The 22,172-nt window shown below is 58.7% G+C and carries 19 protein-coding genes and 1 pseudogene; 15 read left to right on the forward strand and 5 right to left on the reverse strand.

Annotation, left to right across the window (positions count from 1 at the left end):
- Positions 1-118 precede the first annotated feature (118 nt).
- Positions 119-1,813: a lactate permease LctP family transporter gene (locus tag ASE98_RS09840; RefSeq protein ID WP_060541180.1), complete on the reverse strand. Its 1,695-nt coding sequence runs from the start codon at positions 1,811-1,813 to the stop codon at positions 119-121.
- A gap of 261 nt (positions 1,814-2,074) precedes the next feature.
- Here ASE98_RS09840 and ASE98_RS09845 point away from each other — a divergent pair, with 261 nt between their 5' ends.
- Entirely contained in the window at positions 2,075-2,842 is a 768-nt protein-coding gene (locus ASE98_RS09845; RefSeq protein WP_060541181.1) for an FCD domain-containing protein, read from the forward strand.
- Positions 2,843-2,893: 51 nt separating this feature from the next.
- Here the strand turns inward: ASE98_RS09845 and smpB are convergent, their stop codons facing one another.
- Positions 2,894-3,376, reverse strand: coding sequence for an SsrA-binding protein SmpB (gene smpB / locus ASE98_RS09850; RefSeq protein ID WP_007915208.1), 483 nt, complete (start codon positions 3,374-3,376; stop codon positions 2,894-2,896).
- A gap of 118 nt (positions 3,377-3,494) precedes the next feature.
- Between smpB and ASE98_RS09855 the strand changes: the two genes are divergently transcribed.
- The 3 genes from ASE98_RS09855 to ASE98_RS09865 are packed head-to-tail and all read left to right on the forward strand — an operon-like array spanning position 3,495 to position 5,647.
- Entirely contained in the window at positions 3,495-4,898 is a 1,404-nt protein-coding gene (locus tag ASE98_RS09855; protein ID WP_060541182.1) for a sodium-dependent transporter, read from the forward strand.
- Positions 4,899-4,905: 7 nt separating this feature from the next.
- Positions 4,906-5,340: a type II toxin-antitoxin system RatA family toxin gene (locus ASE98_RS09860; RefSeq protein ID WP_060541183.1), complete on the forward strand. Its 435-nt coding sequence runs from the start codon at positions 4,906-4,908 to the stop codon at positions 5,338-5,340.
- The gene (locus tag ASE98_RS09865) at positions 5,333-5,647 is read left to right on the forward strand and encodes an RnfH family protein (protein WP_060541184.1); all 315 of its coding nucleotides are present in this window, start codon (positions 5,333-5,335) and stop codon (positions 5,645-5,647) included. Before ASE98_RS09860 ends, ASE98_RS09865 begins: the two co-directional genes overlap by 8 nt.
- A gap of 61 nt (positions 5,648-5,708) precedes the next feature.
- Here ASE98_RS09865 and ASE98_RS09870 read toward each other — a convergent pair whose 3' ends face one another.
- Entirely contained in the window at positions 5,709-6,236 is a 528-nt protein-coding gene (locus ASE98_RS09870; RefSeq protein ID WP_060541185.1) for an outer membrane protein assembly factor BamE, read from the reverse strand.
- A 97-nt stretch (positions 6,237-6,333) separates the two neighbouring features.
- On the opposite strand from ASE98_RS09870, the gene fur reads away from it, so the two are divergent.
- The gene (gene fur / locus ASE98_RS09875; protein ID WP_060541186.1) at positions 6,334-6,738 is read left to right on the forward strand and encodes a ferric iron uptake transcriptional regulator; all 405 of its coding nucleotides are present in this window, start codon (positions 6,334-6,336) and stop codon (positions 6,736-6,738) included.
- Positions 6,739-6,813: 75 nt separating this feature from the next.
- On the opposite strand, the gene recN is transcribed toward fur, so the two are convergent.
- Positions 6,814-8,487: a DNA repair protein RecN gene (gene recN / locus ASE98_RS09880; RefSeq protein WP_060541187.1), complete on the reverse strand. Its 1,674-nt coding sequence runs from the start codon at positions 8,485-8,487 to the stop codon at positions 6,814-6,816.
- 242 nt (positions 8,488-8,729) lie between these two features.
- Here recN and grpE point away from each other — a divergent pair, with 242 nt between their 5' ends.
- The 8 genes and pseudogenes from grpE to ASE98_RS27175 all read left to right on the forward strand — a co-directional run bounded on the left by grpE (position 8,730) and on the right by ASE98_RS27175 (position 19,009).
- Entirely contained in the window at positions 8,730-9,296 is a 567-nt protein-coding gene (grpE, locus tag ASE98_RS09885; RefSeq protein ID WP_060541188.1) for a nucleotide exchange factor GrpE, read from the forward strand.
- A gap of 102 nt (positions 9,297-9,398) precedes the next feature.
- Positions 9,399-11,315 (forward strand): molecular chaperone DnaK, encoded by a 1,917-nt coding sequence (gene dnaK / locus ASE98_RS09890; protein WP_060541189.1) that lies wholly within the window; start codon positions 9,399-9,401, stop codon positions 11,313-11,315.
- A 297-nt stretch (positions 11,316-11,612) separates the two neighbouring features.
- Positions 11,613-12,737: a molecular chaperone DnaJ gene (gene dnaJ, locus ASE98_RS09895; protein WP_060541190.1), complete on the forward strand. Its 1,125-nt coding sequence runs from the start codon at positions 11,613-11,615 to the stop codon at positions 12,735-12,737.
- A 10-nt stretch (positions 12,738-12,747) separates the two neighbouring features.
- Positions 12,748-13,551, forward strand: a complete 804-nt coding sequence (gene dapB, locus ASE98_RS09900; RefSeq protein WP_060541191.1) for a 4-hydroxy-tetrahydrodipicolinate reductase — start codon at positions 12,748-12,750, stop codon at positions 13,549-13,551.
- 259 nt (positions 13,552-13,810) lie between these two features.
- Positions 13,811-14,947 (forward strand): glutamine-hydrolyzing carbamoyl-phosphate synthase small subunit, encoded by a 1,137-nt coding sequence (carA, locus tag ASE98_RS09905; protein ID WP_060541192.1) that lies wholly within the window; start codon positions 13,811-13,813, stop codon positions 14,945-14,947.
- A 118-nt stretch (positions 14,948-15,065) separates the two neighbouring features.
- Positions 15,066-18,287, forward strand: a complete 3,222-nt coding sequence (carB, locus tag ASE98_RS09910; RefSeq protein WP_060541193.1) for a carbamoyl-phosphate synthase large subunit — start codon at positions 15,066-15,068, stop codon at positions 18,285-18,287.
- A 2-nt stretch (positions 18,288-18,289) separates the two neighbouring features.
- Entirely contained in the window at positions 18,290-18,766 is a 477-nt protein-coding gene (greA, locus tag ASE98_RS09915) for a transcription elongation factor GreA (protein WP_046038757.1), read from the forward strand.
- Positions 18,767-18,794: 28 nt separating this feature from the next.
- Positions 18,795-19,009 (forward strand): annotated as a pseudogene (locus tag ASE98_RS27175) (hypothetical protein).
- Between the two features lie 9 nt (positions 19,010-19,018).
- Here ASE98_RS27175 and ASE98_RS09920 read toward each other — a convergent pair.
- A complete protein-coding gene (locus ASE98_RS09920; protein WP_060541194.1) occupies positions 19,019-19,327 on the reverse strand; it encodes a YhbY family RNA-binding protein in 309 nt (102 codons plus the stop codon).
- 101 nt (positions 19,328-19,428) lie between these two features.
- Here ASE98_RS09920 and rlmE point away from each other — a divergent pair, with 101 nt between their 5' ends.
- A complete protein-coding gene (gene rlmE, locus ASE98_RS09925; RefSeq protein WP_060541195.1) occupies positions 19,429-20,058 on the forward strand; it encodes a 23S rRNA (uridine(2552)-2'-O)-methyltransferase RlmE in 630 nt (209 codons plus the stop codon).
- 202 nt (positions 20,059-20,260) lie between these two features.
- Positions 20,261-22,171 carry an ATP-dependent zinc metalloprotease FtsH gene (ftsH, locus tag ASE98_RS09930; protein WP_060541196.1) on the forward strand — a complete coding sequence of 637 codons (1,911 nt, stop codon included), beginning with the start codon at positions 20,261-20,263 and terminating at the stop codon, positions 22,169-22,171.
- Position 22,172: the final 1 nt, after the last annotated feature.

Genomic DNA, 22,172 nt, shown 5'->3' on the forward strand with positions numbered 1-22,172 from the left:
CCGTCGAGGCTGCTGAATATTGAAAGGGAAACGTTCAGCAGCCTTACAGACCGGGGTATGAATAGCTGACGCCGGAGGTTTGGCCCGGCGTCGGTTTTGTCCGTGTTTCCTGTAGCCTTTAATGCACCAGCATGCCGGTGAACCAGTAGGCCTGAGCCAACGTGATCAAGCCGACGATTGTTGCAAAGAATAGGCTGTGCTTGAGGGTAAAGCGGAACAGATCCGATTCCTTGCCCACCAGGCCAGTCGCGGCGCAAGCCACGGCGATCGATTGTGGCGAGATCATCTTGCCGGTCACGCCGCCGCTGGTGTTCGCCGCCACCAGCAAGGTGTCGTTGACCCCGATCTGGTGCGCAGTGGTGGCCTGCAACGAGCTGAACAGGGCGTTGGACGAAGTATCGGAGCCTGTCAGGAACACACCCAGCCAGCCGAGGAACGGCGAGAAGAACGGGAAGGCTGCACCTGTGCCGGCCAATACCAGGGCCATGGTCGATGACATGCCCGAGTAGTTGGTGACGAAGGCGAACGCCAGCACCATGCCGATGGACAGGATCGGCCAGCGCAACTCGTAGAAGGTCTCTTTAAAAGTGGTAAGACCAGTTTTGAGGTTGATCTTCAGGACCACCATCGAGATCAGCGCGGAGAAGAAGATTGCCGTGCCGGTCGCGGAAATCGGGTCCAGCTTGAACACCGCTGGAATGGCCGTCGGCGTCGCCACGATCGGGGCAACCTTGACCACCATTTGATCCAGGTGCGGGATGGCGAAGTTGAATACCCAACTGTACATCGAGCCGCCCGCGGCAAACATCGCCTTGAACGGTTTCAGGGTCCAGATGGTGACCAGTACAGTGAGGATCAGGAACGGTGACCAGGCCTTGATAATTTCCCCGAGGCTGTAGGGCGAAGCCACGGTGCTGCGCTTCTGGCCGAAACCACCGACGCTGGCGGTTACCACGGAGGCTGACACGGCACCGGCGATGTGCTGGCCGGCGGCGCGTTTCGGTTGCCAGACTTTCAGGAACAGCGTGAGGGAAATCAGGCTGGCCAGGGCCGAAGTGATGTCCGGCAGTTCCGGGCCGATGAAGTTCGAGGTGAAATACTGGGTCACGGCGAAACTCAAGCCGGCTACCAGTGCTGCCGGCCAGGTTTCGCGCACGCCGCGCAGGCCATCCATCATGAACACCAGCCAGAACGGTACGAACAGCGACAGCAGCGGCAGTTGCCGGCCGGTCATGGCGCCGATTTTGAAGGCGTCGATGCCGGTCACTTGTCCGGCAACGATGATCGGAATACCCAGGGCGCCGAACGCGACCGGAGCGGTGTTGGCGATCAGGCACAAGCCTGCGGCGTACAGCGGGTTGAAGCCCAGCCCGACCAGCAGCGCGGCGGTAATCGCCACCGGCGCGCCGAAACCGGCGGCACCTTCCAGGAAGGCGCCGAAGCAGAAGCCAATCAGCAACACTTGCAGGCGCTGGTCGTCGGTGATCGACAGCACCGAACTGCGGATCACCTCGAACTGACCGCTCTTGACCGTCAATTTGTAGAGGAATACCGCCGCCACAATGATCCAGGCAATCGGCCACAGACCGTAGGCGAAGCCGTAACCGGCGGCGGCTAATGCCATGTCGACCGGCATATGGAAAGCGAAGATCGCCACCAGAATCGACAAGGCCAGGGTGATGCTGCCGGCCACGTGGCCTTTGAGGCGAAACACGGCCAGGGCCAGGAAGAAAAACACGATGGGGATAACGGCGGCGAGTGCGGACAGGCCGAGGCTGCCGAGCGGGCTGTAGAGCTGTTGCCAGGTTTGCATATGGGGTGGCCCCTAATTGTTGTTGGTCAGGCACTGATGGGCGGTCTTGGTTAATTGGTAATACCAATTTACAATCGCTGTTCGCTAGGGTAAAAGCCTTGTAGGTGGTGTGTCAATTTGCCGCCCTAAAACTTTTGTCGAATGCGCCGTCCGCGACTCGTCTGTAGCACGTGGGCAAATGCGCTGAGGCAGGTGCTGGCGACGCGCCGATAGGCCAGAATAGAGCCCCGGCGAGTCGTCGGATCGTGGAGAAATTTTGTTATGGGGTTTGATCAGATTCGTCAGCGCCGTTTGTCTGACGATATTGTCGAGCGGCTTGAGGGAATGATTCTCGAGGGCACGCTAAAGGCCGGTGAGCGCCTGCCGGCCGAGCGCGCGCTGGCCGAGCAGTTCGGCGTGTCACGCCCTTCGCTGCGCGAAGCCATCCAGAAACTGACGGCCAAGGGTTTGTTGGTCAGTCGTCAGGGCGGCGGCAATTATGTGGTGGAGTCCCTGGGTACGACCTTCAGTGATCCATTGCTGCAACTACTGGAAAGTAATCCCGAGGCTCAGCGCGATCTGCTGGAGTTTCGTCATACGCTGGAAGCGTCCTGTGCCTATTACGCGGCGTTGCGTGCCACCGACGTCGACCGCGAACGGCTCACCGCCGCATTCAATCAATTACAGGACTGCTACTCCCGCCACGATGAAGTGAGTCGTGCCGAAGAGGGCGCGGCGGATGCCAGTTTTCATCTGGCAATCGCCGAAGCCAGCCACAACGCAGTGCTGCTGCACACCATTCGCGGGTTGTTCGATCTGCTCAAGCGCAACGTGGTGACGAACATCGGCGGCATGTACAAGCAGCGTACTGAAACCCGCGACATGCTGATCACGCAGCATCGGGAGTTGTACCAGGCGATTATCGAAGGGCGGGCTGAGCAGGCGCGGGAAGTCTCCAGCCGACACATTCTGTATGTACAGGAAGTGCTGGAAGAAGTGCGTCAGGAAGTGCAGCGCATGGCTCGGGCGGAGCGACGCAAGGGGATGTGACCTTTAGTGATCGTTCCCACGCAGAGCGTGGGGACGATCAGGGCAGGAGGGTCAGTCTTCTTTGCCCTTGTTGCGCACAGCACGCTGCAACTCACGACCGGCGTCGCGTTCGCGTTCGGTATCGCGCTTGTCGTATTCCTTCTTGCCCTTGCCCAGAGCGATCTCGCACTTGACCATGTGCTTGCTCCAGTACCAGGACAGGCATACGCAGGCGTAACCCTTTTGCTGCACGGCGGCCGCCAGCTTTTCCAGCTCGCGCCGGTTGAGCAGCAATTTTCGCGTGCGCACCGGGTCAGCGATGACGTGGGTACTGGCCGTCATCAGAGGCGTAATGTGACTGCCAAGCAGCCAGGCTTCGCCATCCTTGAGCAGTACGTAACTGTCAACGAGCTGCAGCTTGCTTGCCCGCAAACTTTTTACTTCCCAGCCGGCCAGGACCAGACCAGCCTCGAACTTGTGTTCGATGAAGTAATCGTGTCGCGCTTTTTTATTTTGCGCGATGGTCCCTGTTGGGTGTTTCTTCTGTTTAGCCATAGGGGCGGCATTATAGGGAGTTACAACAGAGTCGGCTACGGTGTTGCTACGTGCTTGAGCAGGTTGATTGAATCCCGGACAATGCGCCCTCTTTTTTGAACGCTTGGGCGTGTTAACGATGTCGACAGACAAGGTTTCTGTCCACGGCAGTTGGGCTAGCCGCTGGGTCTTCATACTCGCCGCGACCGGTTCGGCCGTGGGCCTGGGCAGTATCTGGAAATTCCCCTACATGGTCGGCGTCTATGGCGGCGGCGCTTTTGTGCTGATGTTCCTGGCCTGTATCGCACTCATCGGTGTGCCCGTGATGCTGGCGGAAACCCTGATCGGCCGGCGTGCCCGGCAGAGTCCGGCCAACGCCTTGAAGATGCTGGCGGTCGAGGCGGGGCATTCGGGCAAATGGTCCTGGGGCGCATTTGCCGGGATGATCACGGCATTGTTGATCCTGTCTTTCTACAGTGTGGTGGGCGGCTGGTCGCTGGACTACATCATCGACATGGGGCGCGGCGATTTCCAGGGCGTGACGGCGGATCAGGTCGGTGCCTACTTTGGCAATGTCATCGCGGATCCGTGGCGCCTGACACTTTGGCACACGATTTTCATGCTGCTGTCCGCCGTGGTGATCGCCAGAGGCGTGGTTGCCGGCCTTGAGCGCAGCTTGCGGATCATGATGCCGTTGCTGTTCGTGATGATCCTGGTGCTGCTGGGCTATAGCATGACCACCGGGCATTTCATGGAAGGCGTGCATTTCATGTTCGACTTCCACCCGGAAAAGGTGCTGGAAGGCCTGCTACCGGCGATGGGGCACGCATTCTTCTCCCTGAGCGTGGGCGTCGGTTCGATCATGATCTATGGCGCCTATATGCCGAAGAATTCGTCGATTTCCGGCACTGTCGTCGGCGTGGCCTTGCTTGATACCTTCGTATCCCTGGTGGCCGGCCTGGCATTGTTTCCGATTGTGTTCGCTGCGGGCCTGAACCCGAGCGAAGGCCCGGGCCTGATGTTCGTCAGCCTGCCGTTCGCATTCGGTAACGTAGCCTTCGGCCAATTGATGGGTGTCGTGTTCTTCCTGCTGGTGGCGGTGGCGGCCTGGAGTTCAGCCATTTCCTTGCTGGAGCCCATGGTGGCTTACCTGGTGGAGCGCACTAAAGTAAGCAGGGCGTGGGTCACTTTCTGGCTGGCATTCAGTTGCTGGTTTGTCGGTCTGGGTACCGTGTTTTCCTTCAATATCTGGAAGGAAGCGAAGTTCTTCGTGAACGAAGGCGGGATGTTCCATCTCTATCAGTGGGGAGCAACCGGTGGTCTGGACTTCTTTGGCGTGATCGATTTCTTCACCTCGCGACTCATGTTGCCCCTTGGCGGTTTGTGTTTCGTGGTGTTTGCAGGCTGGATAATGGGGCGCGAAGCGGTGCGCGACGAATTGTCGATCCGCAACCCGGCATTGTTCAGCTTGTCCTTGTTTTTGATGCGCTATGTGGCGCCAATCGGCATTCTCGTAGTGTTTGCCGCCCAGCTGTGGAAGTGACGCTGACATGACGACACACATTCAACGTTCGGCCCTGCTGCCTTATCCGGCGCAAGCGCTGTATGACCTGGTCAATGACGTAGCGCGATACCCGGAGTTTCTGCCGTGGTGCTCGTCGGCGGAAGTCCTGGAAAGCTCCCCCGAGCATATGCGGGCGAGCGTCGGCGTGGCCAAGGGCGGACTCAGCCAGCATTTCGTTACACGTAACACCCTGGTGCCCGGGCAATCGATCGAGATGCATCTTGAGGAAGGCCCATTTACCCAGTTGCATGGCATCTGGGTGTTCAAGGCGCTGACCGACAAAGCCTGCAAAATCAGCCTGGACCTCTCGTTCGATTACGCCGGGCCGATCGTTCGCGCTACGTTGGGGCCGTTGTTCAATCAGGCGGCGAACACGCTGATGGATGCGTTCTGTCAGCGTGCCAAGCAAATACATGGTTGAGGCCGTGATCGAGATCGAAGTGGTGTATGCCGCCGTGGAGCGCCAGGTGCTTGTGTCGGTAGCGGTGCCGGTGGGAACGACCGTGCGGGCTGCTGTACTCGGGTCCGGGGTTGGCAAGGAGTTCCCCGAGCTGAATCTGGCTGATTGCCCCGTGGGTATCTTCGGTAAAGTTATCGTCGATCCCGACAGTCGGCTGGTAGAGGCCGGGGATCGCATCGAAATTTATCGGCCCTTGCTGGCCGATCCGAAAGAAGTGCGACGGCTGCGCGCCGCGAAGGCTGCCGAGGCCAAAGCCAGAAATCAGTGATTTGCCGAAATGCAGGCAATAAAAAAACCCGGACATGCCGGGTTTTTTATTGCGTCGCAAATTATTGCGGCGAGGTGTCCAGCGGTTCTGGCGTCGGGACTGGAACGGTTTCTACGCCGTCGACGTCCTTCTGGATCTGATCCAGTAACGAGCCTGGCTTGACCGGTTTTTCCGGTTTCGGCTGCTCGACGTTTTCTACTGGCGCAGCGACTGGTGTGCCGCTGTCCTTGCCGAGAATGGCCTCGTCACGGCTCACCCCTGGCATGAAATCACCAGAAAGGCTGACAAGCTGGTCATTTGGGTTGAAAATAACGCTAATGCGTTCTTGTTGGCGTTCACCGCCACCCGGTTGCAGGCTATACAGGTAATCCCAGCGATCGGCATGGAACGTGTCGGTCAGCAGAGGGTTACCCATGATAAACCGTACTTGCTTTCGGGTCATTCCCGGGCGTAACTGGTCTATCATGTCCTGCGTGACGACATTGCCCTGCTGGATGTCGATTTTGTAAACCCCGGGGAATGAACAACCGGCGAGTGCGAGCAGTCCCACAAAGGTGAAACTGGTTAGCAAGAGCTTGGTGTTTTGCATCGGTGGGCGACTTCCACTATCTTGGCTGGGACAACGTAAACGCCGATCATACCCGCATTAAGAGAAGCTGCGAAGCAGCATCGCGAGAAAGCTGACCATGGTTGAAAATAGCGAACTACGCAAAGCCGGCCTCAAAGTGACCCTGCCACGGGTCAAGATTCTGCAAATGCTCGACTCTACCGAGCAGCGCCACATGAGTGCCGAGGACGTCTACAAGGCGTTGATGGAAGCTGGAGAGGACGTAGGTCTGGCCACTGTTTACCGTGTACTGACCCAGTTCGAAGCGGCTGGCCTCGTGGTCCGTCACAACTTCGACGGTGGCCATGCGGTATTCGAATTGGCCGACGGTGGCCACCACGACCATATGGTCAACGTGGAAACCGGTGAGGTTGTGGAATTCATCAGCCCGGAAATCGAAAAGCTCCAGAAGGCAATTGCCGAAGAGCACGGTGTCGATCTGGTGGATCACAATCTGGTGCTGTACGTGCGCAAGAAAAAGTAAGCATGTCGCGCGAAGCCAAGGTTCGCGAAACGAACGAAGGCGACCCCAGGGTCGCCTTCGTGCTTTTTGTGCATCTCAAATTTTTGCCGTTACGACCATTTTTTTCGCGTGCGCCAGGGATTCCTTGGTGAGGTCGATACCGCCCAGCATGCGCGCGACTTCTTCGACGCGGTCGTTTTTGCTCAGTTTGGAGACAGCTGTGCGCGTGGCATCCTCGCCCCGTACCTTGTGCACAAATAAATGTTGATGACCTTGCGCCGCCACTTGCGGCAAGTGCGTGACGGTCAGCACCTGGCCCCGTTCTCCGAGTCTACGCAGTAGCTGGCCGACGATTTCCGCAGTCGGGCCGCCGATGCCGACGTCCACTTCATCGAATACCAGCGTCGGTACGCGGGATGTCTGCGCGGTGATCACCTGGATCGCCAGGCTGATCCGCGACAGTTCACCACCCGACGCCACCTTGGCCAGGGCTTTCAATGGTTGCCCGGGGTTGGCGCTGACCAGCAGTTCCACCTGTTCCAGGCCGTTGGGCAAAAGCTCATTGCTGCTGTTGGGGCGCAACTCGATGGTGAAGCGGCCACCGGGCATGCCCAGGCGCTGGATTTCCTGTTCCACGGCGCTGGCCAGGCTGCTTGAGGCCTGATGACGCAGGTCGCTCAGTTCCCGGGCCTTTTCCTGATAGTGACGCGCATAGGAGGACAGTTCATCGCTCAGACGCTCGATAGATTCGTCGTTGGCATTCAGGGTTTCGATTTCATCCAGCAGCTTTTGCTGCATCTCGGCGACTTCAGTCGGCTGGATGCGGTGCTTGCGTGCAAGGGTGTAGATCGCATCGAGGCGCTCTTCGAGGTATTGAAGGCGTGACGGATCGGCGTCGAAGTTGTCGAGGAAGCGGTTCAGTTCGCCGACGGCTTCTTCTACCTGGATCTGCGCGCTGGTCAGCAGGCTGCTGGCTTCACCCAGTGCGCCGATAGAGCTATTGATGCTCGACAGGCGGTTGAGGCTGGCGGTGAGGGCATTGAGGACGTTGCCGGAGTCGCTTTCGCTGCATTGTTCGACCACCTGTCGGCAGATCCCGAGCAGGGTTTCGGCATTGGTCAGGTTTTTGTGTTCCTGTTCCAGCTGTTCCAGTTCGTTATCACCCAGGCCAAGGTTTTCCAGCTCTTCGAGCTGGTAGCTGAGCAGTTGATGTCGTGCACGCTGCTCGTCACCGGAGTTGGAGAGGCGCTCCAGTTCCTGGCGGGTCTGGCGCCAGCGTTGGGCGGCCAGCTGTACCTGGCGGGCCAGGTCCGTGGCGCCGGCGTACTCGTCGAGCAGTCGGCGGTGGGTGTCCGTCTTGAGCAGTGATTGGTGTTCATGCTGGCTGTGGATGTCGATCAACAGCTCGCCCAGGGCCTTCAGGTCGCCAAGCGGGCAGGGCGTGCCATTGATGTAGCCCCGTGAGCGCCCTTCGGAGGTGATCACCCGGCGCAAAATGCACGGGCCGTCGTTTTCGAGGTCGCGCTCGGCCAGCCATGCGGCGGCTTCCGGGATGTCGGCCAGATCGAAAGTCGCCAGGATGTCGGCCTTGTCGGCGCCGGGGCGGACTACGCCATTATCGGCGCGATCACCCAGGGTCAGGCCCAGTGCATCGAGCATGATCGACTTGCCCGCGCCGGTTTCCCCGGTGATCACGCTCATCCCGCGATCGAGTTCGAGGTCGAGATGTTCAACGATGGCGTAGTTGTGTACGGACAGGTGCACCAGCATAAGGGCCGCTCCCAGGCATAAGGTCTGGTTATTTATACAGTGTTTTGTTTCGCGCTGACAATGCCCCTCTTTAGCTCGATTTGCTTGAGCCGACGAAACCCTTATCGCTGCCTGGCATGACAATGCAGTTGTTTTTTGTGGGGTTAATCTTTTGTTCCCCCCTTGAAGCCGGATTTCACGGCCCCATATAGCTGGGCAGAAGCGCGAGTTAAGCTCGCGGACGATATTGAAAGGAGAAATCTATGGCTGACGAACAGACAGTGGATACGCAAAACCCAGACGCCAACCAGGCGCCCGAGGCTTCGGGTGAGAACCTGGCGGCTCGTGTACAAGTGCTCGAAGAGCAACTGGCAGGCGCTCAGGATCAGGCTTTGCGTGTAGCCGCCGATCTGCAGAACGTCCGCCGTCGCGCCGAGCAGGATGTGGAGAAGGCTCACAAGTTCGCGCTGGAAAAATTCGCCGGTGACCTGCTGCCGATCGTCGACAGCCTGGAGCGCGGCCTGGAATTGTCCAGCCCGGACGACGAAAGCATCCGTCCGATGCGCGAAGGCATCGAGCTGACCCTGAAAATGTTCCACGACACCCTCAAGCGTTATCAGCTTGAAGCGATCGATCCGCATGGCGAACCGTTCAACGCCGTTCAGCATCAGGCTATGGCCATGCAGGAAAGCGCCGATGTGGAGCCGAACAGCGTTCTGAAGGTGTTCCAGAAGGGCTATCAGCTCAATGGCCGCCTGCTGCGCCCGGCGATGGTCGTGGTCAGCAAGGCGCCTGCGCCGGTTTCGCCTTCTATTGATGAGCAGGCTTGAAATCCGCCGCAAGGCCCCCATTTATAAGTCAAGCGTTTAAGTGCTACCGCAGTTAGCCACCACTGCTGCGGCAACCAAATCCAAAGTTTCGGGAGAGTGAACATGGGCAAAATTATCGGTATCGACCTGGGGACTACCAACTCCTGCGTCTCCGTGCTGGAAAACGGCAAGGCCAAAGTTATTGAAAACGCTGAAGGCGCGCGTACCACGCCGTCGATCATCGCTTACGCCAACGATGGCGAAATCCTGGTTGGCCAGTCGGCCAAGCGTCAGGCTGTGACCAATCCGCATAACACCCTGTACGCAGTAAAGCGTCTGATCGGTCGTCGTTTTGACGAAGAAGTTGTGCAGAAAGACATCCAGATGGTCCCTTATAAAATCGCCAAGGCTGATAACGGCGATGCTTGGGTTGAAGTGAACGGCCAGAAAATGGCGCCGCCACAAATCTCGGCTGAAATTCTGAAGAAGATGAAGAAGACCGCCGAAGATTATCTCGGCGAGGAAGTCACCGAAGCAGTGATCACTGTTCCGGCTTACTTCAACGACAGCCAGCGTCAGGCGACCAAAGACGCCGGCCGCATCGCGGGTCTGGACGTAAAACGTATTATCAACGAACCAACCGCAGCCGCTCTGGCTTACGGTATGGACAAGGCCAAGGGCGATCACACCGTGATCGTTTATGACCTGGGCGGCGGTACTTTCGACGTTTCCGTGATCGAGATCGCTGAAGTCGATGGCGAGCACCAGTTCGAAGTACTGGCTACCAACGGTGACACGTTCCTGGGCGGTGAAGACTTTGACATTCGTCTGATCGACTACCTCGTCGACGAATTCAAGAAAGAAAGCGGCATGAACCTCAAGGGTGATCCGCTGGCCATGCAGCGCCTGAAAGAAGCCGCTGAAAAAGCCAAGATCGAACTGTCCTCGAGCCAGTCGACCGACGTGAACCTGCCGTACATCACTGCAGACGCCACCGGTCCGAAGCACCTGAACGTGAAGATCTCCCGCGCCAAGCTCGAAGCGCTGGTGGAAGACCTGGTTCAGCGCACCATCGAACCTTGCCGCATCGCCATGAAAGATGCCGGTATCGACGTTGGCGCGATCAACGACGTGATCCTGGTGGGCGGTCAGACCCGTATGCCACTGGTTCAGAAGCTGGTAACCGAGTTCTTCGGTAAAGAAGCTCGTAAAGACGTCAACCCGGACGAAGCGGTTGCCATGGGTGCTGCTATCCAGGGTGCGGTACTGGCCGGTGACGTGAAAGACGTTCTGCTGCTCGACGTCAGCCCGCTGACCCTGGGTATCGAAACCATGGGTGGCGTGATGACCGCGCTGATCGAGAAAAACACCACGATTCCTACCAAGAAATCGCAAGTGTTCTCGACTGCCGACGACAACCAGGGCGCCGTGACCATTCACGTACTGCAAGGCGAGCGTAAGCAAGCCGCACAGAACAAGTCTCTGGGCAAGTTCGACCTGGCGGACATTCCACCAGCTCCACGTGGCGTGCCGCAGATCGAAGTGACCTTCGACATCGACGCCAACGGCATCCTGCACGTTGGTGCGAAGGACAAGGCTACCGGCAAGACTCAGTCGATCGTGATCAAGGCCAACTCCGGTCTGTCCGACGAAGAAATCGAGCGCATGGTGCGTGATGCCGAGGCTAACGCCGAGGAAGACCGCAAGTTCGAAGAACTGGCTGCAGCCCGTAACCAGGGTGACGCGCTGGTTCACTCGACTCGCAAAATGGTCTCCGACGCTGGCGATAAAGTGACCGCTGAAGAGAAGACTGCAATCGAAGCTGCCGTAGTTGCCCTGGAAGCCGCCGTCAAAGGCGACGACAAGGCTGCAATCGACGCCAAGGTTGAAGAGCTGTCGAAAGTCTCCGCTCCAGTGGCGCAGAAGATGTACGCCGAACAGGCCCAGCCTGCTGAAGGCGCTGCACCGCAAGGCGAATCGGCTGAAAAGGCTGACGACGTTGTCGACGCCGAGTTCGAAGAAGTCAAAGACCACAAGTAAGTTGTTGGTCGGCCGGTTGACTGCCTTTGGGCAGTGACTGGTAGGATGTCGCCGCGCGGGAGCTTGCTCCCGCGTTGGCGTATCTGGAATACGCGAATTTTTACAGCATGCGACAACGTTCGAATGCTGCTGGCATGGCCGGGAATGCTCCTGCTTTCCGAGCCGAAAGTGCCATCTTGAAACAAAGACCAGGATCGTTGAATTGACGTGAGTTGGGTCCGGGCCTGTATTGGGGCTCAACGAGTTCGGCAAACTCAGGAGGGTTTTGTCGGACGTCCTCAAGAGTGCAGATGACTTATGGCAAAGCGTGACTATTACGAAGTGTTGGGTGTTGAGCGCGGCTCAAGCGAAGCGGACCTGAAAAAGGCCTACCGTCGCCTGGCAATGAAGCACCACCCGGACCGTAATCCCGATGACAAAGCGTCGGAAGAAATGTTCAAGGAGGCCAACGAGGCCTACGAAGTGCTGTCCGATTCGAGCAAGCGCGCGGCATACGACCAGTACGGTCATGCCGGTGTCGACCCGAGCATGGGTGGCGGCGGTGCCGGTTTCGGCGGTCAGAATTTCTCCGACATCTTTGGTGATGTCTTCAGCGATTTCTTCGGTGGTGGTCGCGGCGGCTCCCGTGGCGGCGCCCAGCGCGGCAGCGACTTGCGCTACACCCTGGAGCTGGACCTCGAAGAGGCGGTGCGCGGTACCACGGTGAATATCCGTGTTCCGACGCTGGTCAACTGCAAGCCGTGCGACGGTTCCGGTGCCAAGAAAGGTTCTGCGCCGGTGACTTGCCCGACTTGCGGCGGTATCGGCCAGGTGCGCATGCAGCAAGGCTTCTTCTCGGTGCAGCAGACCTGCCCGCGCTGCCATGGCCAGGGCAAGATCATTTCCGATCCGTGCAACTTCTGCCAGGGCGAAGGTCGTATCGAGGAGTACAAGACCCTGTCGGTGAAAGTGCCGGCCGGTGTCGATACCGGCGATCGCATTCGTCTGTCCGGCGAAGGCGAGGCGGGTGCTCAGGGTGGGCCGACCGGTGATCTGTATGTTGTGATCAATGTGCGCGAACACGCGATTTTCCAGCGTGACGGCAAGCATTTGTTCTGTGAAGTGCCGATCAGCTTCGTCGATGCGGCGCTGGGTGGCGAGCTGGAAATTCCGACCCTTGACGGTCGGGTCAAGCTGAAGATTCCCGAGGGAACCCAGACCGGCAAGCAGTTCCGTGTTCGCGGCAAGGGTGTTGCACCCGTGCGTGGTGGCGGTGCCGGTGACCTGATGTGCCGCGTGGCGGTCGAGACGCCGGTTAACCTGGGTCGTCGTCAGCGCGAACTGCTGGAAGAATTCCGCAGTTCGTTGGCCGACGACAACAGCCATTCGCCGAAAACCACTGGCTGGTTCGAAGGCGTGAAACGCTTCTTCGGCGATTTGTAAGGAGACAGGCATGCGACGTATTGCAGTGATGGGCGCCGCCGGGCGCATGGGCAAGACCCTGATTGAAGCGGTGCAGCAAGCGCCTGGCGCCGGTCTGACGGCGGCGGTGGATCGTCCTGACAGCACGCTGGTGGGTGCTGATGCTGGCGAGCTGGCGGCTATCGGTCGTATCGGCGTGCCGCTGTCCGGTGATCTGGATCGAGTCGTCGACGAGTTCGACGTGCTGATTGATTTCACGCACCCGACGGTGACCCTGAAGAACCTCGCCTTCTGCCGCAAACACGGCAAGTCGATGATCATCGGCACCACCGGTTTCAGTGTCGAAGAGAAGCAATTGCTGGCGCAAGCGGGCAAGGACATTCCGATTGTCTTTGCGGCCAACTTCAGCGTTGGTGTCAATCTGTGCCTGAAATTGCTCGACACCGCTGCTCGCGTGTTGGGCGACGATGTCGACATCGAAATCACCGAAGCCCACCATCGCCATAAAGTCGATGCGCCGTCCGGCACCGCCGTGCGCATGGGCGAGGTGATTGCCGATGCGCTGGGGCGTGATTTGAAGAAGGTGGCGGTGTATGGCCGTGAAGGCCAGACCGGCGCTCGTGAGCGCGAGACCATTGGTTTCGCCACCGTGCGTGCCGGCGACATCGTTGGTGATCACACGGTGCTGTTCGCCGCCGATGGCGAGCGTGTCGAGATCACCCACAAGGCTTCCAGTCGCATGACCTTCGCCAAGGGTGCGGTACGGGCCGCATTGTGGCTGGACGGGCGCGAGCCTGGTCTTTATGACATGCAAGACGTGCTCGATCTGCGTTAAGATGCAGCCGAAATCGGGCTCGCGCACAGCGTTTGAGCCCGGTTTTATTCCGCCAAGCGACGTCCTGTCGCATTCTCCAGCCTTTAAGGCTCATTGGCGGTAGACCAAAAAGGCCTTTTTCTGTAAGCTACAGCTTTAGTGTGTCCACTAAAAGCGCGCAGAATAATTCAGTGAAGAAGCGGGGTGACGTGTCCATACGTCACTCCGCTTTTTTACAACCTGCGATCGCCCTTTCAGGCTTTATTTACGGGAGGTCTTCTTGACTAAGCCAGCCATACTCGCCCTTGCTGATGGCAGCATTTTTCGCGGCGAAGCCATTGGAGCCGACGGTCAAACCGTTGGTGAGGTGGTGTTCAACACCGCAATGACCGGCTATCAGGAAATCCTTACCGATCCTTCCTACGCCCAACAGATCGTTACCCTGACCTACCCGCACATCGGCAACACCGGTACTACCCCGGAAGATGCCGAGTCGAACCGCGTCTGGTCGGCTGGCCTGGTCATTCGTGACCTGCCACTGGTTGCGAGCAACTGGCGTAACACGATGTCCCTGTCTGACTATCTGAAGGCCAACAACGTTGTGGCCATCGCCGGTATCGACACCCGCCGCCTGACACGTATCCTGCGTGAAAAAGGCGCGCAGAACGGCTGCATCATGGCCGGTGACAACATTTCCGAAGAAGCCGCCATCGCCGCTGCCCAGGGTTTTCCTGGCCTCAAAGGCATGGACCTGGCGAAAGTCGTCAGCACCAAGGAAAGCTACGAGTGGCGCTCGACCGTCTGGGATCTGAAAACCGACAGTCACGCGACCATCGAAGCCTCCGAGCTGCCATACCACGTCGTGGCATACGACTATGGCGTCAAGGTGAACATCCTGCGCATGCTGGTCGAGCGCGGTTGCCGCGTGACCGTCGTGCCTGCGCAAACGCCTGCTGCCGATGTGCTGGCTCTGCAGCCGGACGGCGTGTTCCTGTCCAACGGCCCGGGCGACCCTGAGCCATGCGACTACGCGATCAAGGCAATCAAGGAAGTACTGGAAACCGAGATCCCGGTGTTCGGCATCTGCCTCGGTCACCAACTGCTGGCTCTGGCCTCCGGCGCCAAGACCCTGAAAATGGGCCACGGCCACCACGGTGCCAACCACCCGGTCCAGGATCTGGACAGCGGTGTAGTGATGATCACCAGCCAGAATCACGGTTTTGCCGTAGACGAAGCGACCCTGCCAGCCAACGTCCGCGCGATCCACAAATCGCTGTTCGACGGCACCCTGCAAGGGATCGAGCGTACCGACAAGAGCGCCTTCAGCTTCCAGGGTCACCCTGAAGCCAGCCCTGGCCCGAACGACGTAGCGCCATTGTTCGATCGCTTCATCAACGAGATGGCCAAGCGACGCTGATCGCTCGCCCTGATGTAGCAAAGCTTGAGGGTGGTCCCGAAACCGGCGGCCCCCTCAAGGCTTCACAGATTGAACAAGACGGCTTGCCGACTGACCTGCGGATTTGAGTGACAAACCCATGCCAAAACGTACAGACATTAAAAGCATCCTGATTCTCGGCGCTGGCCCGATCGTAATCGGCCAGGCCTGCGAATTCGACTACTCCGGCGCCCAGGCCTGCAAAGCCCTGCGCGAGGAGGGTTACCGCGTCATCCTGGTGAACTCCAACCCGGCCACCATCATGACCGACCCGGCCATGGCCGATGCCACCTACATCGAGCCGATCAAGTGGCAGACCGTTGCCAAGATCATCGAGAAAGAGCGTCCGGACGCGCTGCTGCCGACCATGGGCGGCCAGACTGCTCTGAACTGCGCCCTGGACCTGGAGCGCGAAGGCGTTCTGGAGAAGTTCGGCGTAGAGATGATCGGTGCCAACGCCGACACCATCGACAAGGCTGAAGACCGTTCGCGTTTCGACAAGGCGATGAAATCCATCGGCCTGGCGTGCCCGCGCTCCGGTATCGCCCACAGCATGGAAGAGGCCAACGCGGTTCTCGAGAAGCTCGGCTTCCCGTGCATCATCCGTCCGTCCTTCACCATGGGCGGCACCGGTGGCGGTATCGCTTACAACCGTGAAGAGTTCGAAGAAATCTGTGCCCGTGGTCTCGACCTGTCGCCGACCAAGGAACTGCTGATCGACGAATCGCTGATCGGCTGGAAAGAATATGAAATGGAAGTTGTCCGCGATAAAAAGGACAACTGCATCATCGTCTGCTCGATCGAAAACTTCGACCCGATGGGTGTGCACACCGGTGACTCGATCACCGTGGCTCCTGCACAGACCCTGACCGACAAGGAATACCAGATCCTGCGTAACGCCTCCCTGGCGGTACTGCGCGAGATCGGCGTGGAAACCGGCGGTTCGAACGTTCAGTTCGGTATCTGCCCGAACACTGGCCGCATGGTCGTGATCGAGATGAACCCGCGGGTATCGCGTTCTTCGGCCCTGGCTTCGAAAGCTACCGGTTTCCCGATTGCCAAGGTCGCGGCCAAGCTGGCTGTGGGTTACACCCTGGACGAGCTGTCGAACGACATCACCGGCGGCAAGACCCCGGCGTCCTTCGAACCGTCCATCGACTACGTCGTCACCAAGCTGCCACGTTTCGCCTTCGAGAAATTCGCCAAGGCTGACGCCCGCCTGACCACTCAGATGAAGTCGGTGGGTGAGGTCATGGCCATCGGCCGTACCTTCCAGGAATCCCTGCAGAAAGCCCTGCGCGGGCTGGAAGTCGGTGTTTGCGGCCTGGACGAGAAGGTTGACCTGAGCAACCCGGAAAGCATGAGCGTGCTCAAGCGCGAGCTGACCGTGCCGGGCGCCGAGCGTATCTGGTACGTGGCGGACGCCATGCGCTCGGGCATGACTGTCGATGAAATCTTCAGCATGACCATGATCGATCCTTGGTTCCTGGTGCAGATGGAAGATCTGATCAAGGACGAAGAGAAGGTCAAGACCCTGGGTCTGACCAGCATCGACCGCGACCTGATGTTCCGCCTCAAGCGCAAAGGCTTCTCCGACATGCGCCTGGCCAAGTTGCTGGGTGTGACCGAGAAGGCCCTGCGTGCTCACCGTCACAAGCTGGAAATCTTCCCGGTCTACAAGCGCGTCGACACCTGTGCTGCCGAATTCGCCACTGACACCGCGTACCTCTACTCGACGTACGAAGAAGAGTGCGAAGCCGCGCCGTCGGGCCGCGACAAGATCATGATCCTGGGCGGCGGTCCGAACCGCATTGGCCAGGGCATCGAGTTCGACTACTGCTGCGTACACGCGGCGCTGGCGCTGCGCGAAGACGGTTACGAGACCATCATGGTCAACTGCAACCCGGAAACCGTTTCCACCGACTACGACACCTCCGATCGCCTGTACTTCGAGCCAGTGACCCTGGAAGACGTGCTGGAAATCGTACGCGTCGAGAAGCCAAAAGGCGTGATCGTCCAGTACGGCGGCCAAACCCCGTTGAAACTGGCTCGCGCCCTGGAAGCTGCTGGCGTGCCGATCATCGGCACCAGCCCTGATGCCATCGACCGTGCCGAAGACCGCGAGCGCTTCCAGCAAATGGTCCAGCGCCTGAACCTGCGTCAGCCGCCAAACGCCACTGTGCGCAGCGAAGACGAAGCGATTCGTGCAGCCACCAAGATCGGTTACCCGCTGGTGGTGCGTCCGTCCTATGTTCTGGGCGGTCGTGCGATGGAAATCGTTTACGAAGAAGAAGAACTCAAGCGCTACCTGCGCGAAGCGGTTCAAGTGTCCAACGACAGCCCGGTGCTGCTGGACCACTTCCTCAACTGCGCCATCGAAATGGACGTGGATGCGGTTTGCGACGGCAAGGATGTAGTCATCGGCGCGATCATGCAGCACATCGAGCAGGCCGGCGTTCACTCCGGTGACTCCGCATGCTCGCTGCCGCCTTACTCGCTGCCGGCGCACATCCAGGACGAGATGCGCGAACAGGTCAAGAAAATGGCCCTGGAACTGGGCGTGGTCGGCCTGATGAACGTACAGTTGGCGCTGCAAGGCGACGACATCTACGTCATCGAAGTCAACCCGCGTGCTTCCCGTACCGTGCCGTTCGTATCCAAGTGCATCGGCGTTTCCCTGGCAATGATCGCGGCTCGCGTCATGGCCGGTAAAACCCTGAAGGAAATCGGTTTCACCAAGGAAATCATTCCGAACTTCTACAGCGTGAAAGAGGCGGTGTTCCCATTCGCCAAATTCCCTGGCGTGGACCCGATCCTGGGCCCAGAGATGAAGTCCACCGGTGAAGTGATGGGCGTGGGCGACACCTTCGGCGAAGCGTTCGCCAAGGCCCAGATGGGCGCCAGCGAAGTGCTGCCGACCGGCGGTACCGCGTTCATCAGCGTGCGTGACGACGACAAGCCGCTGGTTGCAGGCGTGGCCCGTGATCTGATCAACTTGGGCTTCGAAGTGGTTGCCACTGCCGGTACTGCCAAGCTGATCGAAGCTGCTGGCCTGAAAGTGCGCCGTGTGAACAAGGTGACCGAAGGTCGTCCGCACGTGGTCGACATGATCAAGAATGACGAAGTCACCCTGATCATCAACACCACCGAAGGTCGTCAGTCGATCGCTGATTCGTACTCCATTCGTCGCAATGCCCTGCAGCACAAGATTTACTGCACCACCACCATTGCTGCTGGCGAAGCCATCTGTGAAGCGCTGAAGTTCGGTCCCGAGAAGACCGTGCGTCGCTTGCAGGATCTACACGCAGGATTGAAGGCATGAGCATAACGAAGTACCCAATGACTGTTCAGGGCGCTCGCGCCCTGGAAGAAGAGCACACTCACCTGACCAAGGTCGTTCGTCCGAAGCTCAGCCAGGACATCGGTACGGCCCGCGAGTTGGGTGACTTGAAGGAAAACGCCGAATACCACGCTGCTCGCGAGCAGCAGGGTATGGTCGAGGCGCGTATTCGTGACATCGAAGGCCGGATTCAGAATCAGGTCATCATTGATGTCACGACTATTCCTCATACTGGCAAAGTGATTTTCGGCACCACCGTTGAAATCGCCAACGTCGAGACTGATGAGCGCGTGACTTACCACATCGTGGGTGAGGACGAGGCAGACTTCAAACTCGGCAAGATTTCGGTGGGTTCGCCACTGGCCCGTGCCTTGATTGCCAAGGAAGAGGGTGATGTGGTTGCCGTGAAAACGCCTGGCGGCGTAATCGAGTACGAGATCGTCGAAGTTCGCCACGTCTGAAGGTTGGCGCCCGCCTCGTGCGGGCGCCTTGCTTTGGTGGCTGGCTCAGATGTTTCGGGCTGGGAATCGAAGATATTGCAGGCATGCTGAAAGCGCTGATGGCGAGAATTGCCGCAGCGTGTGTGATTTTTCAGGCTTTGGTGCTGGTAAGGGCCGAGGGCCTTGTCGATCTATGGCGGGCTAATGCTGGTAGGGGCGCCTGCTCCTGAATGGAGTGGCAGGGTGCGCGAAGCACACCCTTGACCCTTGTCATCACTTGAAGCGATGGACGTTCGACAGCTGCTTGTTGACGCTGAAGTTCTTGCGGTAAACCAGTGCCATCTTGCCGATGACTTGAACCAGGTCCGCTTTGCCGACCTTGCACAGTTCTGCAATGGCTGCCAGGCGCGATTCGCGATCGAGGATGTTGAGCTTGATCTTGATCAGCTCGTGATCCGCCAAAGCGCGTTCAAATTCGGCTAACACACCTTCAGTCAAACCGTTATCAGCCACAATCAATACTGGTTTCAGGTGGTGGCCAATGGATTTGTACTGTTTCTTCTGCTCTTGAGTGAGCGGCATAATCTGACCCTTTCGTCTGGATTCTGTAAAATGGCGGCCATTTTACCCGAGGGTTCGTGGATCCGCCCAACTAATCACGACCCTTATCAACGAGGTGCCCAATGGCGCGTTCCAAGACAAGCCTTGAGTGGCTGAAAAGACATGTCAATGATCCCTATGTGAAACAGGCGCAGAAGGATGGGTACCGCTCGCGTGCGAGTTACAAGCTTCTGGAGATTCAGGAGAAGTACAGGCTGATCCGTCCGGGCATGAGCGTTGTCGACCTGGGTGCGGCGCCCGGTGGCTGGTCGCAGGTCACCAGCCGCCTGATCGGTGGTCAGGGGCGTCTGATCGCCTCGGACATCCTGGAAATGGACAGCATCCCGGACGTTAATTTCATCCAGGGCGACTTCACCCAGGACGAAGTGCTCGCGCGGATCCTTGAAGCCGTGGGTAATTCGCAGGTGGACCTTGTGATTTCCGATATGGCCCCCAATATGAGTGGTACGCCTGCCGTGGATATGCCAAAAGCCATGTTCCTTTGCGAACTGGCGCTTGATCTGGCGGAGCGGATACTCAAGCCCGGTGGTAATTTCGTGATCAAGGTTTTCCAGGGCGAAGGGTTCGATGCTTACGTGAAGGACACTCGTCTGAAATTCGACAAGGTCCAAATGATGAAGCCGGACTCTTCCCGAGGCAGTTCCCGCGAGCAATACATGCTGGCCTGGGGCTACCGCGGCCGTAGTGAGTAAAACGAGGTTTTTTTTGCAGGGCGATAGGATTTTCGTATTTCGCCTTGTGGGAATTAGCGAATATTGTGTAGGAAGTGTTTCACAAAGGGTTACAGACGGCGCCTGCCAAGTCGTAGGTAATGTAGTAAGTTAGGCCGGTGAATATCATGCGAGGCGCGCGCCACCAGCGGCGCTTGCTTCAGAGGGTAGTTAATTGAACGATATGGCAAAGAATCTGATCCTGTGGTTGATCATCGCGGCTGTCCTGGTGACAGTGATGAACAACTTCTCCAGCCCTAACGAGCCGCAGACCCTCAACTATTCCGACTTCATCCAGCAGGTCAAGGATGGCAAAGTCGAGCGCGTAGCGGTTGATGGCTACGTGATTACCGGCAAACGCACTGATGGCGACAGCTTCAAGACCATCCGTCCGGCTATCCAGGACAACGGCCTGATCGGCGACCTGGTGGACAACCACGTCGTGGTCGAAGGCAAGCAGCCTGAGCAGCAAAGCATCTGGACCCAGCTACTGGTCGCCAGCTTCCCGATCCTGGTGATCATCGCCGTGTTCATGTTCTTCATGCGGCAGATGCAGGGCGGAGCCGGTGGCAAGGGTGGGCCGATGAGTTTCGGCAAGAGCAAGGCACGCCTGCTCTCCGAGGATCAGGTGAAAACTACCCTGGCGGACGTCGCCGGTTGTGACGAAGCCAAGGAAGAAGTCGGCGAACTGGTCGAGTTCCTGCGTGATCCGGGCAAGTTCCAGCGCCTGGGCGGCCGCATTCCCCGTGGCGTGCTGATGGTCGGCCCTCCGGGTACCGGTAAGACTTTGCTGGCCAAGGCCATCGCCGGTGAAGCGAAAGTGCCGTTCTTCACCATTTCCGGTTCCGACTTCGTTGAAATGTTCGTAGGTGTTGGCGCCAGCCGCGTTCGAGACATGTTCGAACAGGCCAAGAAACACGCGCCATGCATCATCTTCATCGACGAAATCGATGCCGTCGGTCGCCACCGTGGTGCCGGCATGGGTGGTGGTCACGACGAGCGCGAACAGACTCTCAACCAGTTGCTGGTGGAGATGGATGGCTTTGAAATGAATGACGGCATCATCGTGATTGCCGCGACCAACCGTCCTGACGTACTGGACCCTGCACTGCTGCGTCCGGGCCGTTTCGACCGTCAGGTTGTGGTCGGTCTGCCGGATATCCGTGGTCGCGAGCAGATTCTCAAGGTGCACATGCGCAAAGTGCCGATGGGTGACGACGTCGCTCCGGCAGTGATCGCTCGCGGTACCCCGGGCTTCTCCGGTGCCGACCTGGCCAACCTGGTCAACGAGGCATCGCTGTTTGCTGCCCGTGCCGGCAAGCGCATCGTTGAAATGAAAGAGTTCGAACTGGCCAAAGACAAGATCATGATGGGTGCCGAGCGCAAATCCATGGTCATGTCCGAGAAAGAGAAGCAGAACACCGCTTATCACGAAGCAGGCCACGCTATCGTCGGTCGCGTCGTGCCAGAGCATGACCCGGTGTACAAGGTGTCGATCATCCCGCGCGGTCGTGCGCTGGGTGTCACCATGTTCCTGCCGGAAGAAGATCGTTACAGCCTGTCCAAGCGTGCGCTGATCAGTCAGATCTGCTCGCTGTACGGCGGTCGTATCGCTGAAGAGATGACCCTGGGCTTCGATGGGGTGACCACGGGCGCTTCCAACGACATCATGCGTGCCAGTCAGATTGCGCGGAACATGGTGACCAAGTGGGGTCTCTCGGAGAAACTCGGTCCGTTGATGTACGCCGAAGAAGAGGGTGAAGTGTTCCTCGGTCGCGGCGGTGGCGGTCAGGCTGCCAGCTTCTCCGGTGAAACAGCCAAGCTGATCGACTCCGAAGTGCGCAGCATCATTGATCAATGCTACGGCACAGCCAAGCAGATCCTCACGGACAACCGTGACAAGCTCGATGCCATGGCCGATGCCTTGATGAAGTACGAAACAATCGACGCCGAGCAGATCGACGACATCATGGCAGGTCGACCACCTCGCGAGCCTCGCGACTGGTCGGGAGGCACCGGTACCTCCGGAACGCCTCCTGTAGTGCAGGATGAACGTCCGGAAACACCAATCGGCGGCCCTGCTGCTGACGTTTAAG

Source organism: Pseudomonas sp. Leaf48 (assembly GCF_001421885.1).
In the GTDB taxonomy this organism is placed as follows: domain Bacteria; phylum Pseudomonadota; class Gammaproteobacteria; order Pseudomonadales; family Pseudomonadaceae; genus Aquipseudomonas.